A 17435-nucleotide genomic window follows, 5' to 3' on the forward strand; every position below is an offset into this window, starting at 1 on the left:
TCACTCGACGTCAGTTCGATCTCGATATTTTCGATGATCTTGCCGACATTTACCTGTATTCAATTTCTAATTACCCTTGATTTCCGCTTAGGCCTTGTGGAATGAAATTCCGTTTATTATTTGGTCTTATTTGATTTGTTGTGTGATGAAGGCTCATTGGTTTCTTTGAACAAGGTATAAGTCCTATTCGTCAGCCGTTTACATTTTTGTTATATGAAATCATTGAGATTGAGATTGAGATTTCGTCTCAAGCTATACTTGTTATTTAGATTAAATAACACAAAAATCAACACAATAAATAAATTAGCAGAAGGTTGACTATTTGAGAAGATAAAATGGCTCGGGGGAGACTTGAACTCCCGACCTTGGGGTTATGAATCCCACGCTCTAACCAGCTGAGCTACCGAGCCTTGTCGTTAACAACAATAAACGATGGACCTTCTCTGGTCAGACATTATTCGATGGAAGCAACGTGACTGGATTCATTGCTAAGCCACCCTTCTTTCTGATCTCAAAATGGAGATGTGGACCAGTGCTGCGACCAGTGCTGCCCATCTTAGAGATCGTTGCTCCTTGCGGTATGAACTGACCGGTGTGCACCAAAATCTTATTGTTATGGGCATAGCGGGTTGTGGAGCCACCACCATGTGCAATTTCTACGAGGTAACCGTAGGCCCCTTTCCATCCGGCATAGGTGACGATTCCGTCTTTTGCTGCAAAAACGGGAGTGCCAACTTTATTGGCGATATCAATGCCTTGATGCATTCTCCCCCACCTCCATCCGAAACCAGATGTGAACACACCTTTAGTAGGCCATATGTATGAATCAGAATCAATGCTTCCTAGATGAAGCATATCATTACCTCTGGTGTATAGATCTGCTGGGTTCACTGGTGATTCAACATCTAAGCAGGTGGGGCAGTTGCATGGAGACTCAAGTGAACACTCCTTTTTAAGGATGTTGTTGCTAGTTATTTTTGTTTGGATCTGTACTTGATTTTTATTCGTATTTAGATCATTGAACGAGTAAAACGAATTTTTATTCTTAGTTTCATCAAGTAGTCTATTCAAGCGATTGGTTTTTTTATTTGAGTTGTCGAGCCTTTTACTAGGGTCATGCAGCAGTACCTCATCTGAATCCAGGTAACTGATTCGACCCAAGCGGCCATGAACAGATCTTGGTAAAACAAGCCAACGGCCTTTGTTCAGTTCTGTATCTGATGAATTTTTATTGAGTTTTGACAGTTCAGTCGCTTTAAGTCCGAGCTTGCCTGCAAGTTCCTCTATGGTTATAGGCAGTGCAACTTTGATCCATATCATTTGCTGTGAGGTTGTGCTTGAGACCTTGACCTTCTCCCCTACAGCACTATCTGCATAGCCAGGTAAGGACCCAAGGTTTCCTAAAGCAAGCACTGGTGCTGCAAAGGAAGAGATAAGCAACAACAGGGGCTTCATTCAATAAAGTCGATGTTCAAAACCCCTATCAAGCCGAACTTGGCCGGAGTCCGGGAGAAGTTAGCTGATCTCCCCTCGATTAGGCAAGGGGTCGCAGAAGCAAGCTTGGTTCGGTTTACTCACCACAGCCCCAGTTGCCAGCCAGCCTCAAAGCTCACGATGGCGCAAGCCACAGACAGGTTTAGGCTCCTTACTCCGCCCTGCCCCTGTTCACTTGCTGCTCCAGGCATGGGAATTGTCGTGATCTGATCACACTGCTGACGGATCTTGCTAGGAAGACCGATGTCCTCACGGCCGAAAAGCAAAACATCTCCGGTTTGGAAACGCATCGAACGGAGGGGGATTCCTCCAAATCTGCTGCAACCGATCAGTCGATGATTCAATGGCAGCCACCTGCGAAATGTATCCAGGTCAGAATGAACTGATAAATCGACGTGAGGCCAGTAATCAAGTCCTGCTCTACGTAGATAGCGATCATCAAGGCTGAACCCAAGAGGTTCAATCAGAGCTAGTGGAATGCGGAAGGCTGCACAGGTCCTGGCGATATTTCCTGTATTTGGTGGAATACGTGGCTCGTATAGAGCTACGCGTAATGGTGAGCGTTTATTTGGATCGTTCATGGCACCGCAATACCAAGATGTTTGAGATTCAATGCTCGACCCTGTATGACAAGCCAGCTGTTTGATGCCAACGGTTCCAGTTCCTGAGATAGCTTCCCAAGACGATCTCTAAATAGACCTCCATTGGATGTACTGGGTACAACACCCCAGCCAGTTTCCTCAATGACAATCACGATGGATGCATCATGTTGTTTAATCGTTTGCAGGAGATCGTTCTTCAGGGCTCTCCATTTGCTCGAAGGTTGGTCGAGATGCCATGCAACAAAACCACCCAAGGCTTCAATTAAAACAACATCTGATCTTGGCATTTGAATGATTGCCTTTTTAAGGTCTGGGCCAGATTCAATTACTGACCAGTGCTTTGGTCGACGATTACGATGTTTTTCAAGCCTTTGCTCCCAATTCTGGTCACTAGCTCTTGTCGGCGAGGTGGCGATATAAGTTACATACTTGAATTGTTTGACCAAGTGTTCAGCCCATCGACTCTTTCCACCTCTGCTTGGGCCTGAAACTAGGGTAAGTCCACTAAGTATAGGAATAGTGTTAGCCACTACCATTCATTCCGCGTAGGGTTGCAACAGAAGATGGAGAGACGCGATTGAGATAACGGAAAATCCAGTACTTAAAGATGGTTGCAAGTATCACAGGGAAGGTGGCAATGAATAAAAGTATAAAATTTTCTCGAGCTGGAAATCCAAAATGATTTGCAATTCCCTGCAATAATACCTGCCATCCTTCGGGACTATGGAAGCCTACAAACATATCTGTAAAAAGAATGATTGCGAATGCCTTTGCAGAGTCACTTAAGCCGTAAATTGCTTCGTCTAGGAACCCTCGGAGAACTCTCAACTCTTCCCGATTAATTATACAAACAAAAGCAAAAGCAATCAGTGCTGCGAGATCCGCTAGGACATTTTTTATTGCATGTGTGCTTTCTTTATCAGCTTCATCCTTAAGTTGAATAGCTTTTATTGCCAGAGCCTTCTGTAGTTCGTCTTGACTTGGGATTGAATCACCTTTGAGTAGGGCATCAAACTCTATCTCTGCCTTAAATACTCTAAGTTTTTCAACAGCTTGTTCTTCAAGTTGGGGTTTGGGATAACTCAGAAATGGCAGCTCTAGGGCTAAGTAGTCAATCGCCGGGGTGATGAGATAAGTTCGGCTGATCTGTTGCACCAGTAACGGCACCAGAATTAGCAGCAAGATGATCTTTAGTGAGATCAGAGTGGAATCGCGACGGCGGCGAAAACCTGCAACCAATGTCGCCTCGGATGTTGGATCAAGCTGTCGTCGCACCTTATCAACTAAACCAAGAAGTGATCTGGGAAGAGGGTCGGGTGCCCTGCTTATAGATGTTGATCTTGAAGAACGCTTCGGGGCATAGCGATTAACAATCGTCTCAATTAACTGAAATTTTCGATATTCCTGACTGTCAAGTTGGCTGACATTAGGTTTAATAGCCTCAAACGTTAAACGACAGATATTTACGGCAGTATGAAATTTGCGCAATATGGTTGACTGTAATGATCGAGGAACAGAAAGTTGCAGGTTGGGTCTTATAGGCCGATCGCCGTAGTATTCAAGCTCAAGTGTCTGGATCAGAAGTGCTGCTTCGTAACCATGTTCAAGGTCATTATTGATGTCTATCGATCGAGCTTCCCCAAATGTTCTCATCCAGTCCCTAAGCGTCATGGTGATTGAGTCAGCGAGAGAACACCCACCAAGTGGCCATCGGAACGATGGTGCCTACAACCATCAAGACAACGACAACTAGTGTTGCATTACTGCTTTGTGTTTGTTCTTGTGATGGGATATTGGTTTCCTTAATTGCACTAAACGTTTCGATAGGAGGTCCTGGGTCCTCCCCTCCATCCAATACAACTTGTAAGCGAGCAATTGCATCAAAGGATGCTTGCTGGTAGCGCTCGCCTCCCACCACTGGCTTATTCATTGTCGTACGGCCAGTGCTCTGCAAAAGGGCGTCCGGTAATATGCTTCTTAAACTTGTATCCGCCAAGACAACAGTTTGCTTGGTTTGTGCATCTATCAACATCACTAGCAGGGGCAGCTCTTTTTCACCAGCGTTTGTGGACCATCGATCGATCAGCGAACTACCGAAGTTGGAAAGGGAAACACCATAATCAAGTTTACGAAGTGTAATCAAGCGAGCATCAAGTCTTTCGTTTCCGAGCTCAACAAGACGTCCTTCAATCTGAGAACGAGACACTCTGCTGAGGACATCAGCAGAATCCACAACATGGCCTTCAGGCCTTGCAACAGGAAAATCTTCTGTTGTTATGGCAAAGGCTCCTGGTACAAGGAGAATCAGACCCAGGAGGATGCTGATCAGAACACCGAGAAAGCGGCTTGATCTCAGCACAGGCATCGGTTCAACAACAGCTCATATTGCAGTCTGACGTCAGCTGAGCAAGCTGTCTCGATTCAGAGCAGAAATTGCTTGAATCACAATCCTTGCTCGATCAGAAGGTAAGTCAAGTTTGCAAGCTAGATCCTCCAGGAAAGCAGCTTCCTCCTTTGAGACCTCGCGATCAGAATGGACTAGTTGGGCGGCAACTGCCAAGGCACTTTCCTGTTGAGGCAAAGACAGGGCAGGTAAGGCTTTGCTAATCAGTCCATCTACACCCTCCTGGCGCAACAGGCTTAGGAGTTGATTAAAAAGCTCGCCCATAGCGGCTTCCGAGCTCTCCCGATAGGGGTATCTGAATTCGAGTAGGCGACGAAGGGCATGGGCTTCGTCGCGACCGAGAACCCCGTCACAAGAAACGGCAGCGAGGGCCACTGCTGCAAAGGCTTCAGCGTCGGTCATGAAAGCTGGAACAACACAACCCATTTGAGCAAGAGTGCGTGCATCTGACATCGCTTTTGTTTCGTTCGATGCGACCAGTTGCGCTTATTTCCCTGATTGCTGGGCTGTTGACCCTGTCTTTGGCAGTATTTAATGCTTTGACAGTGGACCTTGTTACGCCGAGCTTTCAGCGTGCTGAGGTCCTGGCTGGCGTTGCCGCCGTGGGGTTGATGCTTATGGCAGTGTTATGGACACAAGCGAGCCCGATGGCTCCCAGTAAGCAGATCCTTGAGGGAAATCAGAGATTCGAATTAGTAGATGGATTGAACGATGGATTACAAAAAGAACTTGCCTGGGGAAGTCATTTATTACTTACAGCAACCCCAGCGGCAGTGATCCTAGTGTATTGGAATAATCAGGTTCTTTTACGTCGAGGAATAAGTGGTAATGGTAAATTCGTTCCAGGTGAAATCTGTCGACAGGCTAGAGATCGAGGCGAATTGATTTCATTAGTTAACACATCATTGTTTCCTGGGAGAATCGAATTTAATCCAATTGTTGAGAACTTGCCTGCTGTTATGGTCTATCCATTAGCATCTAATGGTTGGGTTGTTCTGGGGGGATGTTCCGAGCGATGTTTTAGTCGTTCAGATGAACTCTGGTTGATTGGATGGTCGCAACGTCTTAGAACTGAATTGGAGGAGAGGACTTAGAGGAAAAGATCGATTTTCCTTTGCCTCCTTCAATTGTTAGTTGAGATCTCACTTTAGAATCAGATGACGAGAAAGACACTGTTCCCTCTTCTCCAATTCGTCCTTCTAGTTTATCACTTCGAGTAATATGATTATTTGCTTCTCGCTTTAAGATTACATCGCCAATTGCCTGAACCTCCTCCGTGCTCCAATTCCAAATACATTTTTCAGCCTTGAGTTGTTCGCCAGGTTGACTAAGTTCACACTTCTGAGGAATTTCTACTTCTGTACGGGCAAGATCAACTTTGAAACTGTTTCCGCGATAGGTTGATCTTTCCTGAGTTGCGGTGAATGGTTGATTGCTTTCAATCTTTTCGCTATTGAATTTCCAACGCGTTGTCTGTGCAAGTAAACTTGCTTTTTGTTCTGGAATCGTAAGCGTAACAGGTGTGATTAGATCGAGGTAACCTTTTTTCGTGTTTCCTTGCAAGCTTGTGGCTGTAAGTTGCTGTGGAATATCCCTTTTATTTACAATTCGGTGGCCAAGGATTGGCCCCATAGCATTAAGCTTGCCGCTGTCTAAATTCCAACGGCCATTGCGTCCGCGGATCACAATGGAGGGTTCATGATTGTCATTGCGTTGTTTTTTCCAACGTTCAAATTTTGTTGGCCCTTTAAATTCTATTTCTTGGGTTAGCTGTTGAAACAATAATGTCTTGGCACTAATTCTTGAAAGATTATCAAGAGCTTGGGGTCGTTGCTCAATCACCATCTTCGATTCATTAGGTGTCCAACGCAAACGATCACCAGTGATCAACACTTTTTCTCCTTTAAGCTGCTGAACCTTTACATTTCCTTCAAGCAGCACTGTCTCACCATCTTTTAAAACTGTGGCGGCCTGAGCACTAACTTCAAATGATGGTTTGTTTTCTTTGTAAAGAACACCCTCTGGGTTGCGAGCCCTTACAACTCTGCTACCTAATTCATAGCGAGCTAAGGGGCTGTTTAGGTCCCAGTCTCGTGATCCATCAGCTTGCTTGTGGCGAAGCTCTAGAGATTTAAATACGAAAGGAACTGATGATTTCTTCTGTGGTGATGGGGACTCCTGACATCCCACCATCGTTAAGATCAGCAGCAGACTGCCAAGATGACGTAATGGTAGAAGGTTGAATCGCATTAGAGGGAAGAAGAGAGTTCTAGTCTTTGCATTACGGGTTGAGGTGGTGGCAATAAAGCTCCACTTTGCAATTGTCCCCAAGCTAAACCTTTAGACCAATCGTTGCCATCAATACTTAGTCCCAATTGGTTGAGCAAGCGTTCGCTTAGAGAAGGTAGAAGAGGATTAATTAATAGTCCTACAAGTCGGCATGCCTCCAAAACTGAGTAAAGATCATCAGCAACTTCGGCTTCATTACCAGGCGTCTTCATTCGACTCCAAGGAGAAGTTTCATTGAGGTAGACGTTGGCCGCAATAGCCAATTTAAGGATCGCCTCAGCTGCATCATGAAAAGCCATGGATGGCATTGATTGACGTACGATGGTAATAGTTGTTTCAGCAGTGGTCACTAAGGGATGAGCATAATCTATTTCATTGCAATGTGAAGGTACAGATCCTTCAAACCATTTTCTTGCCATAGTCGAAGTTCGGTTCAGCAGATTTCCGATTGTATTTGCTAAGTCGTTATTGACTAAATCAATAAATCTTTTCTGTTGAAAATCACCATCATGACCGAACTGGATGTCACGCAATAAATACCATCGAACAGCATCTTCACCACACTCTTCAAGCAGTTTCTCTGGATCAAGTACATTCCCTAGTGATTTACCCATCTTTTGACCTTCACGAGTGAGAAAGCCGTGGCCAAAAACTTGTTTTGGCAAGGGTAAGCCAGCTGATATCAGCATTGCGGGCCAGTAGACTGCATGAAAACGGAGGATATCCTTGCCAATTAAATGTACTGATGCAGGCCACCCACACTCTTCAAGACGTTCTATTCGAACCTGGCCACCATCATCTAAAAGAGCACTCAAATAGCCTACAAGCGCATCAAACCAGACATAAAAGGTGTGTTTTGGATAACCAGGTACTGGTAAGCCCCAATCAACATCAACTCTTGAAATTGAAAAATCTCTAAGACCCTGAGCTACAAAATTCTGTATTTCATTCCGGCGACTGACTGGCCCGATGAAATCTGGCTGTGAAATGAGATCTTCGATTTGTGATTGGAAACGAGAAAGTCTGAAAAAAAGGTTCTCCTCATCCCTCCATTCAAGAGGCTTCTGATGAATAGGGCAGGAGGGTGACTGGGCTTGCGGAGGTTCGTCCTTGTATTCTTCACAATCGACGCAATACCAACCCTGCTGCCGACCAAGATACACATCGCCGGAGGTCTCGACACGTTGAAAAAAAGCCTCGACCAGTAACTGATGGCGGTGGCTGGTTGTACGAATAAAGCGATCATTTGAAATATCCCAGCGAGACCATAGATTTTGATAACTGCTTGTGATCTGATCACAATGTTGTTGGGGGCTGATGTTATTAACTTCTGCTGTGCGTTGAATTTTCTGGCCGTGTTCATCGACACCTGTAACAAACATCACCTGCTTACCTTCTAGTCTCTGGAAACGAGCCAGTGCATCACTGGCCATGGTCGTGTAAAGGCTGCCTAGATGGGGCTTGTCATTGACGTAGTAAAGAGGGGTCGTAATGGTATAGGTCATCATTGTGGGGAGTTTCTGCTGCTGCGCAGAGCGGCCGGATCCTAACCAGAACAACTCATTTCAGCTTATTGATCGGCTGCCGTCATCTCTGAGACCAAGCCACGCCTCCCTAGCGTTGTGTTTATCTGCAGCTAGAGCAAGCCGACGGAAATTTTGCCCTCCTCAAGCCTCAACGACTTGCTGAAAACCTAGCTGAGATGCAGCCGGAGGAACCCCTTGCCTGGGATTCTCAAGCAGCACACGATACAAAAAACTCCTCAAGCACTTTGCGGCAGCACCGATTCATTCCGCAGAGATTCTGCGTACAACGATTGTGGGAGCCAATGGTAGATATGGCCATATCAGAACAGAAGAACTGACTATGGTTAAGGTTTTGGCAGCAGCGCTTGATATTCAGATGTTCTCAGTCTTGGCCTGGTGAAAGTGATCAAGACCTTCGACCTTTAGCTTCCATCTGGCACTGGCTTGATAATTTGATCCTGATGACCCCCTTATATCGCCAAATTCATCGTGCACATGAGAGTGGGGCAATGTTCTTTTGAGAGTGACAGCACAATGCTGGGCTGGAGATTTTTCTTATTTCGACGATGATCAAGTCAAATCGCCTCTATCAACAATTTGTTGCGCCTCGCCAGCGTTGTTTAAACAACCTTTGTTATGAAGCTCAATTGCTTTTTGGCAAAGATGATTATGTTTTGGGATGACAGTGTCTGCGAACAAAATTTTTTCCACTTCGCAGGTGCCCTTGGTGGTCTGGGGTGGAGGTACAGGAGGCGTCGCCTCAGCCGTACAAGCTGCTCGACAAGGAATTAGAACTCTGCTGTTAACACCAGGCGCGTGGCTTGGTGGAATGGTCAGTGCAGCAGGCGTTTCGGCTCCAGACGGCCATGAACTCAGTTGCTGGCAGACAGGCTTGTGGGGGGCCTTCCTTCAAGACATCGCCAAAGTTGAACAGGATGGACTGGATCAGAACTGGGTGAGTTGCTTTGGTTTTAATCCCTCTCGCGCAGAAGAGGTTTTGCGGAGCTGGGTTGTAGATCTCCCCAATCTCGAATGGTGGTCTGACGTTCAGCTCAAATCACTGTTACGTGAGGGAGATCGCCTTGTTTTGCTTGAGCTGGAGCTTGAAGGGCGACAGCATCAACTGCGCTTTGACTTATTCATTGATGGAAGTGATTTAGGCGACAGCTTTTCACTCGCAGACATTTCTCATCGCTGGGGTTGGGAATCCCAAGAACTCTGGAATGAGCCAAGCGCCCCTTCGGCAAAACAATTGAATTCCGATCCATTCTTTGCCAGCCAGCCTGTTCAATCCCCTACTTGGGTTGTGATGGGTCAACTCGATCAACATGCACAATCACCTTCATCACCAGGGTGCTTGCCTCGACCATTCGAAGCTGCAACTCAGGCGTTTGGTTTTGAGCGCACCGTTACCTATGGCCGCCTTCCAGGCGGTTTAGTAATGCTCAACTGGCCCCTTCATGGAAACGACTGGCATAAAGGCTTGGAGCGTATTCGCAGCTCAGACGTCAAAATTAAAAACCAGCTTGCTGTTGAAATGCAGCTGTATAGCTTGTCATTCCTACAGGCTCTTCAAACAGTTAGTGAGGGTTGGCTTAATCCTGGCAAGGTGTTTCCAGGGATCAATCAAAGCCTGGCATTGATGCCCTACTGGCGTGAAGGTCGACGCCTTAAAGGTCAATACACATTAGTGGAAAGAGATCTTCTGCCATTAGCCTCTGGTACAGCCCGAGGACCAATCCCCTTAGATAAACAGGGACGTTGCACCAGTATTGCTGTAGGGACTTACGCTAATGATCATCATTATCCTGGTAAAGATTGGCCGTTAGCCTCAAAAAGTTGTAGATGGGGTGGGAGATGGACAGGTACTCCATTCTGCATTCCTTACGGGGCTCTACTTAGTAGCGAAGTGGAGAATATTCTGATAGCTGATAAGGCCTTTAGTGTGAGTCATATAGCCAATGGTGCAACTCGATTACAGCCAATGATTTTCAATCTTGGCCAGGCTGCTGGAATGGCAGCAGCTATAGCCTTGAAAAAGAGGCTTCAACCAGCAGAAGTTGATATTTCAGAACTACAGCATGAACTATTGCATGATATTTATGCCCCAGCCGCTATTGTTCCGATTTGGGATTGGCCTGCATGGCATCCTCACTGGCGTAATGCTCAGAAATTTGTTTTGGCGCAACCAGATTGCCTCAGCAACCATAGCGTGATAGAAGGCTTTAATCTTAAAGCAAATGTAGGAGAAATGCCACTGCCAGATCAAACACCACTCAATAAACATGTGAAAAAGTTTTCAGGTTCCCTTCGTGTTCATTCTGATCAGACATTCTCTCTAGATACCAAGTTTAAATCCTGGCGATTAATAACACTGGAGCCGGCATTAAAGCGGTGGCTAGAATCATGTGAAGACCAGCAGAATGTACACCTTCTAGCAGTTGCTAATCCATGGGGACCATGGCTGAGGTTGATTCGCGTTTTAGATTAATAACAGCTTTTGGTAGTTTGTTTGTTTCTATGATTTGAGAAGCTACGTGGCGACCAGCTCAATCTGATCAGTCAATGGATCAATAACATGAACTCTCATGATCAATGCAAGACCTGGACTAGGGTCGATCAAACCATGGATCTTGCAGGCAAGATCCATAGCCAGGCATTCCACATGCACAAGTGCAATCTGGTCTTGAGGCCTCAACCAGCGCAGAAATAGGGCAGGCCATTGTTCATGGCGATGTTTTAAAAACCACACCTTTTGCCAGTGTCGCTGGTCTTCGCGTTGAATTTGCTGTGCTTGGCGAAGAGGGTCTTCAAGTACATCCAACTGCTCCATGAGAGCGTGCTCGCTTAATGGAACTGAGCCTCCTAAGTGAGCCACCACCTGTCGATGGGCAAGTAAATCTGCATAGCGACGGATCGGCGAACTGGCTTGTACGTAGGCAGAGAGGCCAAGACTGAAATGGGCCATCGGACGAGTACCAAGGACACCTCGGCTAAGGCAACGCTTGATCGCAGCATGTCTTACAGGTCCTTCAATCAACTGTGATAAGTCAGTTGCACTGGGTAGTTGAGTCGGAGGTTGGCTGCGATAGGGCAGAGCAATGTTTTGACGCTTTCCAAATTCAGCAATAACAGTACCCATCAGAATCATGGCTTCGCTGACTAGCCGTCTGGCTGGACTTGACTCAACAACATGAAGTTCAGGCTGATCATCCTTGACTTTGAATCGCCCTTCAGATTGTTCAAGCAGCAGTGCACCTTGTCGCTCACGCCATAATTGGCGTTTTGTGAGCAGGCTTGCGAGTGTTGAAAGATCTTCATCACCATGAGGCGCAAGCTCTATCAATTCATCCCCATCTTCATAAGTGAGCCGATAGCAGGGGCGAATCCAAGTACGACAAACACGAGTGCCGGCAATACACCCTGATTCGTCTAGAACCACAGCAACACTCAACGCTGCACAGCGACGGCCAGCTCTAAGACTGAGAACGTCTGCTGCAACACTCAATGGCAGCATTGGTCTTAGGCCATCAGCCAAGTAGAGGCTGGTTGCTCTTGCACGAGCCTCAAGATCTAAGGGACTGTCCGCAGGAATAAGTCTTGCCGGATCGGCAATATGGATCCAAATCCAGTTTTCTTGATCAACACACTGCAAAGAGATTGCATCATCAATTTCCTGAGTTTGATGATCGTCGAGGGTGTAGGTCCTTAAATCACTCAAATCAATACGATTATCATCGCTTGCGAAGGATAGTTGCTCAAACTTGTTGAGTAATTGGTCCGCTTGAGCTTGTACACTCCCATCAAAAGATTTTGTCCAGATACTGCCTTTGAGAGTTGTTAGATCGTGTGGATCGCGCCAGCCTTTCTTGATCAACCAATAACGGAGGTCGCTCAGCGATCTGCCCAATTTTAAATCTTTAATCAGCTCAAGAGCTTGTTCATCTGCCAAAAAAGCATCCTCTGGACCGTCAGCCAGTTCGATTAAACGGTTGATAGTGAACTGAAGATCCGAGGGTAAATCCTGCCACTGATCTTTGCTCAGAGGTGAATCTGCTATCAGTAATGCAAGAGACTCTAGGCGTTGCTGCGCTCGAGATTGTTGCTTACGGCGCAGCTGGCGGATGCGGCGTAGGTCAATAAGTTGACGTGCTTCAACCATGTGGTCACGTCGAACTCGAAATAAAGGTTGGTCGCTATTAAGCCAAAACCAAAATGCTGCGAGATGGATAGGATCATCATTAGTAAGTAGTAAATCAGCTAGTTCTGTAATTTTGAGTGCTGTTGGTGAAGTCTTACTTTTACGCCTTTCGCCTTCGAGCAATCGCCAACCAGCAATTAAATCGCGTGAATTAAGACTAAGTTTGCGAACTTCACTGATGGTGGGTAGAGATGTCTCCACCTCTACCATGTTGTGATTTTGCTTGAGAACGCACAGCTCTCGACTGGCTAGCTGTTGTTCTCGCCGTGTTCCTGCAACTCTTAGGATTGCTCGGCTGCCCTTCAGTGAAGTTAGCAGTCCAATTTGTGGTTGACCTTTTAAAATAAAGCCAACTAAATCACCTTGCTTTAGAGAAGGTGTCAAAGCTGTTGCAATCAGCCTTCTGGATTAACAAATGGCAAAAGTGCAATAATACGTGCACGTTTTACAGCATTAGTGAGGTCACGTTGTTGCTTAGACGTTAGACCTGTAAGGCGTCTAGGCAGGATCTTGCCACGGTCAGTAATGAACTTCTTGAGAAGATCAACATCCTTGTAGTCGATGGGATCGCCTGGCTTAATTGGCGAAAGACGCTTTTTAAAAAAGGAACTGGACATGATTTAAGAACGCTGGGATGCTTTTCGAAACTGCAAAGTCATTTGATCTCCTTGTGAGTTGTTGACTTGTTGCAGTAACGGCAGAATTTCTTGATTTCCAGCCGTTCGGTGGTGTTTCGACGGTTCTTTTCAGTGGTGTATCGGGACACCCCGTGAGACCGCTTGTCGATGGCGGGATTGGACCGGCATTCGTTGCACTCAAGAGTGATCACGATCCGGACGCCCTTGTTTTTGGCCATAAAGGACGTTGCGCCGCAGATGCGAAGCGTAGTGAAGAACTAAGATCCTACAGGGCAGCCTCACATGACTTGACGCCGTCGTTCACTTGCTTCGTAAGATCTTTGGCTGCATCTAGCTGATCCATGCGGGTTCCTCTCTCCTGGCTGCAGGATCTAGTACAGCTGAATGAGAGCGTCGAGATCCTCGCCGAAGGCCTATCGATGGCTGGATTTGAGGTTGAGGCTATTGATGATTTAGCTAGTCGTGCACAAGGCGTGGTCGTTGGGTTGGTGAAAGACCATCAACCCCACCCCAATGCCGATAAACTCAGTGTCTGTCAGGTGGATGTAGGGTCGGGCGAAGGTCTTCAGATCGTCTGTGGGGCTCCAAATGTGCGGATTGGTATACACGTACCTGTTGCCATGGTTGGAGCAACCCTGCCTGCTGTCGGAATCAAGATCAAGGCCAGTGAGCTTCGGGGGGTTCCTAGTCAAGGAATGATCTGCTCACTAGCGGAATTAGGGCTGGAATCAAATGGTGATGGAATAGCCATCCTTGAAGAGATCGCTGTAAACGTTCCAGACCTCGGCCAGCCTGTAGGCCCTCTGCTCGGACTCGATGACACAGTGCTTGAGTTGGCAATCACAGCCAATCGCCCCGATGGAATGTCGATGGTTGGTATCGCAAGGGAAGTTGCTGCTTTAACAGGCGCAAGCCTGCAGCTTCCGCAACTTGATATGGCACCAATCCATAAGTCTTTTGAGCCTGATTCCACCAGCTCTGCGTCCATGCTGAAGGGTGGTCTTTATGGCTTAACCGCCTTAGAGAATGTGGATGGTGAATTAACTTCGCCAGCCTGGTTAAAGCAACGCTTGGAGCGTTCAGGATGCAAATCAGTGAATGGTGTCGTCGATATTACAAATCTGGTGATGTTGGAGCAAGGTCAGCCATTGCATGCTTTTGATATTGATGCTCTTGAAATGATCACAGGTCAAACAGTTTCCGCAGAATCTTTTGGCCTTCGACAAGCAAGAAATAATGAACTTTTTAATGGCCTAAATGGACATCAACTTGAACTTAACGAAAATTGCCAGATCGTCACCTGCCATGACATTCCAATAGCGCTTGCGGGTGTTATGGGTAGTGCTGAAAGCGGTGTCTCTGCCAAGACAAGGCGAGTATGGCTGGAATCCGCAATGTTTACCCCAACGGCCGTGAGAACTACGTGCCGAGCTGTTGGCTTAAGGACTGATGCAAGCAGTCGCTTTGAGAAAGGGTTGCCTGTTGAAATGACTTTGGCATCAGCCCGTCGAGCTGTGACACTAATGGAGGAACATTTAGGTATTAAATCAAATGGATGTTGGGTATATGGTGAGTCCCCAAAATCAGCTGAGCCTGTAAAACTTCGCCGCGAAGCTATCCATCGCTTACTCGGACCAATAGCTGATGAGAATGCCAACAGGTACCTAGAAGACGACATTATCGAGACTTCGCTGCTCGCTCTCGGATGCGAGTTGTCTCCTTATAACGAAGGGTGGTTGGTCATAGTTCCACCATCACGACGTAGAGATCTCTCGCGAGAGGTTGATTTGATCGAAGAGGTATCTCGCCTTGTTGGCTTTGATCGTTTTAAGGCCAACCTGCCAGATCCGCTTGAACCTGGTGGGCTAACGACTGCTCAAACAGCTGAACGCCTATTGAGGCAGATGTTGTGCGGAGCAGGGTTGCAGGAAGTCACGACCTTGTCGTTAGTTGGTGCTGATAGTGATGAACCACAACGAATTGCAATTAGCAACCCTTTATTGGCTGAGACCAGCCACCTGCGTACCAATCTTTGGAAGGAGCATCTACGTATTTGCCAACGCAACCTCCAGTCATCGCAGCCTGGTTGTTGGTTATATGAAATAGGCAATGTCTATACAGTCACTGACGAGCTCATCAACCAACGCGCTGTTCTTGGTGGCGTGATCTGTGCAGAGCGAAGCTTTGAACGATGGAGTACAAGCGGCAAGATCAAGTCAATGACATATCACCAGGCACGCGGTCAGCTTTCCCAAGTCTTTCATGGGTTGAAGTTGGACATTAACGACCGTCCACTCAAGGACAATCCTTCACTTCATCCTGGGCGGTCTGCAGAGTTATTTGTCGAAGGCAAACTGCTCGGGGATTTTGGGCAGCTTCATCCAGCACTATCGGAACGTCTTGATCTACCTGAAGCAACCTATCTATTCGCTTTGGACTTGCAGTGCATCATCCAAGCTTCGACACGATCTAATCGATGGAACCCTACCTTCCGACCATTCCCGACAGTTCCAGCAATGGAACTTGATTTAGCTGTGATCGTTTCAAAGGAATGTAGTTGTTCAGATTTGATCCAGGCCATCAGAAAAGCTGGTAAACCGCTTCTAGAGCATGTAGAGCTGATTGATCGTTTTGAGGGTGGACAGCTTGATCCTTACTCTTGCAGTCAAGCGTTCAGGTTGCGCTATCGTAGTAAAGACAGGACTCTTAGTGAAGACAAGGTCAACCCGATTCACGAGAAGGTACGTCAAGCACTTGTAAAGCAGTTTTCTGCAGAGCTTAGGAGCTAATACGAATTAACAGTGCCAGACATTCGATATGCATTGTTTGTGGGAAGAAATCAATGGGTTGTAGTTCATCAATCTGATAGGGTCCATTTGGTACGATCAATTGCTTGAGGTCACGAGCTAATGTGGCAGGATCACAACTAAGATATGCCACTCTTTCAGGTTGAATTGAAAGGATTGTTTTAATCACCATTTGATCTAAACCTTTACGCGGTGGATCTAGCACTAACACATCATTACGTTGAAGTTTCTTGGCCAATAATAAGGAAACATCACCGCATAGAAATGAAACATTATCAAGACTATTCCGTAAGGCATTTTTATTTGCTTGAGCAATAGCTTCTGCATGAAGTTCAAGACCTATTACACGATAGCCAGTTGCTGCAATGGGGAGAGAAATTGTACCAATTCCACAATATGCGTCAATTATATTGATGTCGAGCGAAGCAGTGGATAGCCATTCAATTAATTTTGAGACAATCCTTTCTGCCTGAAGAGTGTTTACTTGAAAAAATGTTGTGGTGGACAGCAATAAGGAGAGATTGTAAAAATGCTCCTCAATTTCAAGATCACCAGCAAGCAATATAGTTTCTTGACCAAGAACAAGATTGTTCCTCTGTCGTTGGATGTTTAAAGTTATTCCTCTTACTTCCGGCCACCGACTATACCATTCCTTGGCTTGTTGATGGAGGCCAGAGAGTTGAGTGGTACTACTTACCAGTGTGATCAGCACTTGTTTTGTTTTTTGGCCAATACGAATGCCTAGATGCCGGAGTCCTTCGCCAGAAGATAGGTCAGAATCTGCAGGCCAATTCTGCTGTTGAAGATCATCCTTGATCGAGGCCAGATATTGATCGATTCCTCGATCCAAAACCGGACATCGATTGAGATCAATAATTTGGTGACTGCCTCGTCGGTAATAACCCATATGTAACTGTCCTTCACTATTGCGATATAGAGGAATTAATGCTCTATTTCGATACCCGAGAGCTCTATTATAATCAGTCATGATTGGTTCTATCTTATGATCTATTTGACCTAAACGTAGAAGTATTTCCCTCAGATGACCTTGCTTTAATAAAGTTTGTCCATGATCACTAAGATGTTGTATGGAGCAACCTCCACATTCCTTAGCGATTTTGCATGGGGGCGGTCTGCGACTTGCAACTGTCTCAATTGTTTGAACCTTGCGGGCTAAATACTGGTTTCGATGGCGCCTTACAAATTCTATTTGTGCACGTTCACCAGGTAGAAGGTCATTGACTATCACAACCCAATTGTTCCATCGTGCCAGACCATTACCATGACGATCTAAATCTAAGCATGTGATCTCAACCTTATCACCTGGGGAAGGTATTAATGTCAAATTTGAGTCTGTAGAGCTAGTCATAGCAAGTCTTCCTATTTATTAGGCATAACAATAAAGTCAATGCTGTCTATAAATAAATCATAAGTATCAAAATATGTGGTGTTGGGTTTGTTAAATATAATCTTA

15 protein-coding genes and 1 tRNA gene are annotated in these 17435 nt (G+C 46.1%); 3 read left to right on the forward strand and 13 right to left on the reverse strand.

The genetic code is table 11. The features are described from left to right. Positions 1-336: 336 nt before the first annotated feature. From SIB41_RS05005 to SIB41_RS05035, 7 genes are all read right to left on the reverse strand, one after another. Positions 337-410: transfer RNA gene (locus tag SIB41_RS05005), tRNA-Met, on the reverse strand. 37 nt (positions 411-447) lie between these two features. Then, positions 448-1455 (reverse strand): M23 family metallopeptidase, encoded by a 1008-nt coding sequence (locus SIB41_RS05010; protein ID WP_413360939.1) that lies wholly within the window; start codon positions 1453-1455, stop codon positions 448-450. Between the two features lie 119 nt (positions 1456-1574). Continuing rightward, on the reverse strand, positions 1575-2075 hold the full coding sequence (locus SIB41_RS05015) for a tRNA (cytidine(34)-2'-O)-methyltransferase (RefSeq protein WP_413360941.1): 501 nt from the start codon (positions 2073-2075) through the stop codon (positions 1575-1577). After that, complete coding sequence (gene cobU, locus SIB41_RS05020) at positions 2072-2632, reverse strand: bifunctional adenosylcobinamide kinase/adenosylcobinamide-phosphate guanylyltransferase (RefSeq protein ID WP_413360943.1); 561 nt, start codon at positions 2630-2632, stop codon at positions 2072-2074. The genes SIB41_RS05015 and cobU overlap by 4 nt, the downstream gene beginning before the upstream one ends. After that, positions 2619-3767 carry a proton extrusion protein PcxA gene (pxcA, locus tag SIB41_RS05025; RefSeq protein WP_413360945.1) on the reverse strand — a complete coding sequence of 383 codons (1149 nt, stop codon included), beginning with the start codon at positions 3765-3767 and terminating at the stop codon, positions 2619-2621. Before pxcA ends, cobU begins: the two co-directional genes overlap by 14 nt. A 10-nt stretch (positions 3768-3777) precedes the next feature. Then, complete coding sequence (gene psb32 / locus SIB41_RS05030) at positions 3778-4461, reverse strand: photosystem II repair protein Psb32 (protein WP_063406898.1); 684 nt, start codon at positions 4459-4461, stop codon at positions 3778-3780. A 33-nt stretch (positions 4462-4494) separates the two neighbouring features. Continuing rightward, positions 4495-4902 carry a tellurite resistance TerB family protein gene (locus SIB41_RS05035; RefSeq protein WP_413360947.1) on the reverse strand — a complete coding sequence of 136 codons (408 nt, stop codon included), beginning with the start codon at positions 4900-4902 and terminating at the stop codon, positions 4495-4497. A 68-nt stretch (positions 4903-4970) separates the two neighbouring features. On the opposite strand from SIB41_RS05035, the gene SIB41_RS05040 reads away from it, so the two are divergent. Then, entirely contained in the window at positions 4971-5594 is a 624-nt protein-coding gene (locus SIB41_RS05040; RefSeq protein ID WP_063421659.1) for a cofactor assembly of complex C subunit B, read from the forward strand. Here the strand turns inward: SIB41_RS05040 and lptC are convergent. Both lptC and metG read right to left on the reverse strand, forming a co-directional pair. Then, a complete protein-coding gene (gene lptC / locus SIB41_RS05045) occupies positions 5566-6750 on the reverse strand; it encodes an LPS export ABC transporter periplasmic protein LptC (protein ID WP_413360949.1) in 1185 nt (394 codons plus the stop codon). The two genes, SIB41_RS05040 and lptC, sit on opposite strands and share 29 nt — an antisense overlap. Then, on the reverse strand, positions 6750-8294 hold the full coding sequence (gene metG / locus SIB41_RS05050) for a methionine--tRNA ligase (RefSeq protein ID WP_413361400.1): 1545 nt from the start codon (positions 8292-8294) through the stop codon (positions 6750-6752). The genes lptC and metG overlap by 1 nt, the downstream gene beginning before the upstream one ends. A gap of 700 nt (positions 8295-8994) precedes the next feature. Here metG and SIB41_RS05055 point away from each other — a divergent pair. Next, positions 8995-10806, forward strand: coding sequence for an FAD-dependent oxidoreductase (locus SIB41_RS05055; protein ID WP_413360951.1), 1812 nt, complete (start codon positions 8995-8997; stop codon positions 10804-10806). Between the two features lie 42 nt (positions 10807-10848). On the opposite strand, the gene SIB41_RS05060 is transcribed toward SIB41_RS05055, so the two are convergent. Genes SIB41_RS05060 through rpmG form a run of 3 tightly spaced genes read right to left on the reverse strand, consistent with a single transcriptional unit; the run spans position 10849 to position 13372 of the window. Next, positions 10849-12900, reverse strand: coding sequence for a ribonuclease catalytic domain-containing protein (locus tag SIB41_RS05060; protein ID WP_413360953.1), 2052 nt, complete (start codon positions 12898-12900; stop codon positions 10849-10851). 11 nt (positions 12901-12911) lie between these two features. Then, the gene (gene rpsR / locus SIB41_RS05065) at positions 12912-13133 is read right to left on the reverse strand and encodes a 30S ribosomal protein S18 (protein WP_011130118.1); all 222 of its coding nucleotides are present in this window, start codon (positions 13131-13133) and stop codon (positions 12912-12914) included. Positions 13134-13171: 38 nt separating this feature from the next. Continuing rightward, a complete protein-coding gene (rpmG, locus tag SIB41_RS05070; protein WP_011826119.1) occupies positions 13172-13372 on the reverse strand; it encodes a 50S ribosomal protein L33 in 201 nt (66 codons plus the stop codon). A gap of 123 nt (positions 13373-13495) precedes the next feature. Here rpmG and pheT point away from each other — a divergent pair, with 123 nt between their 5' ends. After that, positions 13496-15943, forward strand: coding sequence for a phenylalanine--tRNA ligase subunit beta (gene pheT, locus SIB41_RS05075; RefSeq protein ID WP_413360955.1), 2448 nt, complete (start codon positions 13496-13498; stop codon positions 15941-15943). On the opposite strand, the gene rlmD is transcribed toward pheT, so the two are convergent. Further along, positions 15933-17330 carry a 23S rRNA (uracil(1939)-C(5))-methyltransferase RlmD gene (gene rlmD / locus SIB41_RS05080; RefSeq protein WP_413360957.1) on the reverse strand — a complete coding sequence of 466 codons (1398 nt, stop codon included), beginning with the start codon at positions 17328-17330 and terminating at the stop codon, positions 15933-15935. The two genes, pheT and rlmD, sit on opposite strands and share 11 nt — an antisense overlap. Positions 17331-17435: the final 105 nt, after the last annotated feature.

This window comes from Prochlorococcus sp. MIT 1201 (assembly GCF_047303415.1).
Lineage (GTDB): Bacteria > Cyanobacteriota > Cyanobacteriia > PCC-6307 > Cyanobiaceae > Prochlorococcus > Prochlorococcus marinus_D.

Coding starts and splice junctions, on each gene's coding strand:
- SIB41_RS05010 (WP_413360939.1), bottom strand. CDS start 1,455: ATGAAGCCCCTGTTGTTGCTTATCTCTTCCTTTGCAGCACCAGTGCTT.
- SIB41_RS05015 (WP_413360941.1), bottom strand. CDS start 2,075: ATGAACGATCCAAATAAACGCTCACCATTACGCGTAGCTCTATACGAG.
- cobU (WP_413360943.1), bottom strand. CDS start 2,632: ATGGTAGTGGCTAACACTATTCCTATACTTAGTGGACTTACCCTAGTT.
- pxcA (WP_413360945.1), bottom strand. CDS start 3,767: ATGACGCTTAGGGACTGGATGAGAACATTTGGGGAAGCTCGATCGATA.
- psb32 (WP_063406898.1), bottom strand. CDS start 4,461: ATGCCTGTGCTGAGATCAAGCCGCTTTCTCGGTGTTCTGATCAGCATC.
- SIB41_RS05035 (WP_413360947.1), bottom strand. CDS start 4,902: ATGACCGACGCTGAAGCCTTTGCAGCAGTGGCCCTCGCTGCCGTTTCT.
- SIB41_RS05040 (WP_063421659.1), top strand. CDS start 4,971: ATGCGACCAGTTGCGCTTATTTCCCTGATTGCTGGGCTGTTGACCCTG.
- lptC (WP_413360949.1), bottom strand. CDS start 6,750: ATGCGATTCAACCTTCTACCATTACGTCATCTTGGCAGTCTGCTGCTG.
- metG (WP_413361400.1), bottom strand. CDS start 8,294: ATGACCTATACCATTACGACCCCTCTTTACTACGTCAATGACAAGCCC.
- SIB41_RS05055 (WP_413360951.1), top strand. CDS start 8,995: ATGACAGTGTCTGCGAACAAAATTTTTTCCACTTCGCAGGTGCCCTTG.
- rpsR (WP_011130118.1), bottom strand. CDS start 13,133: ATGTCCAGTTCCTTTTTTAAAAAGCGTCTTTCGCCAATTAAGCCAGGC.
- rpmG (WP_011826119.1), bottom strand. CDS start 13,372: ATGGCCAAAAACAAGGGCGTCCGGATCGTGATCACTCTTGAGTGCAAC.
- pheT (WP_413360955.1), top strand. CDS start 13,496: ATGCGGGTTCCTCTCTCCTGGCTGCAGGATCTAGTACAGCTGAATGAG.
- rlmD (WP_413360957.1), bottom strand. CDS start 17,330: ATGACTAGCTCTACAGACTCAAATTTGACATTAATACCTTCCCCAGGT.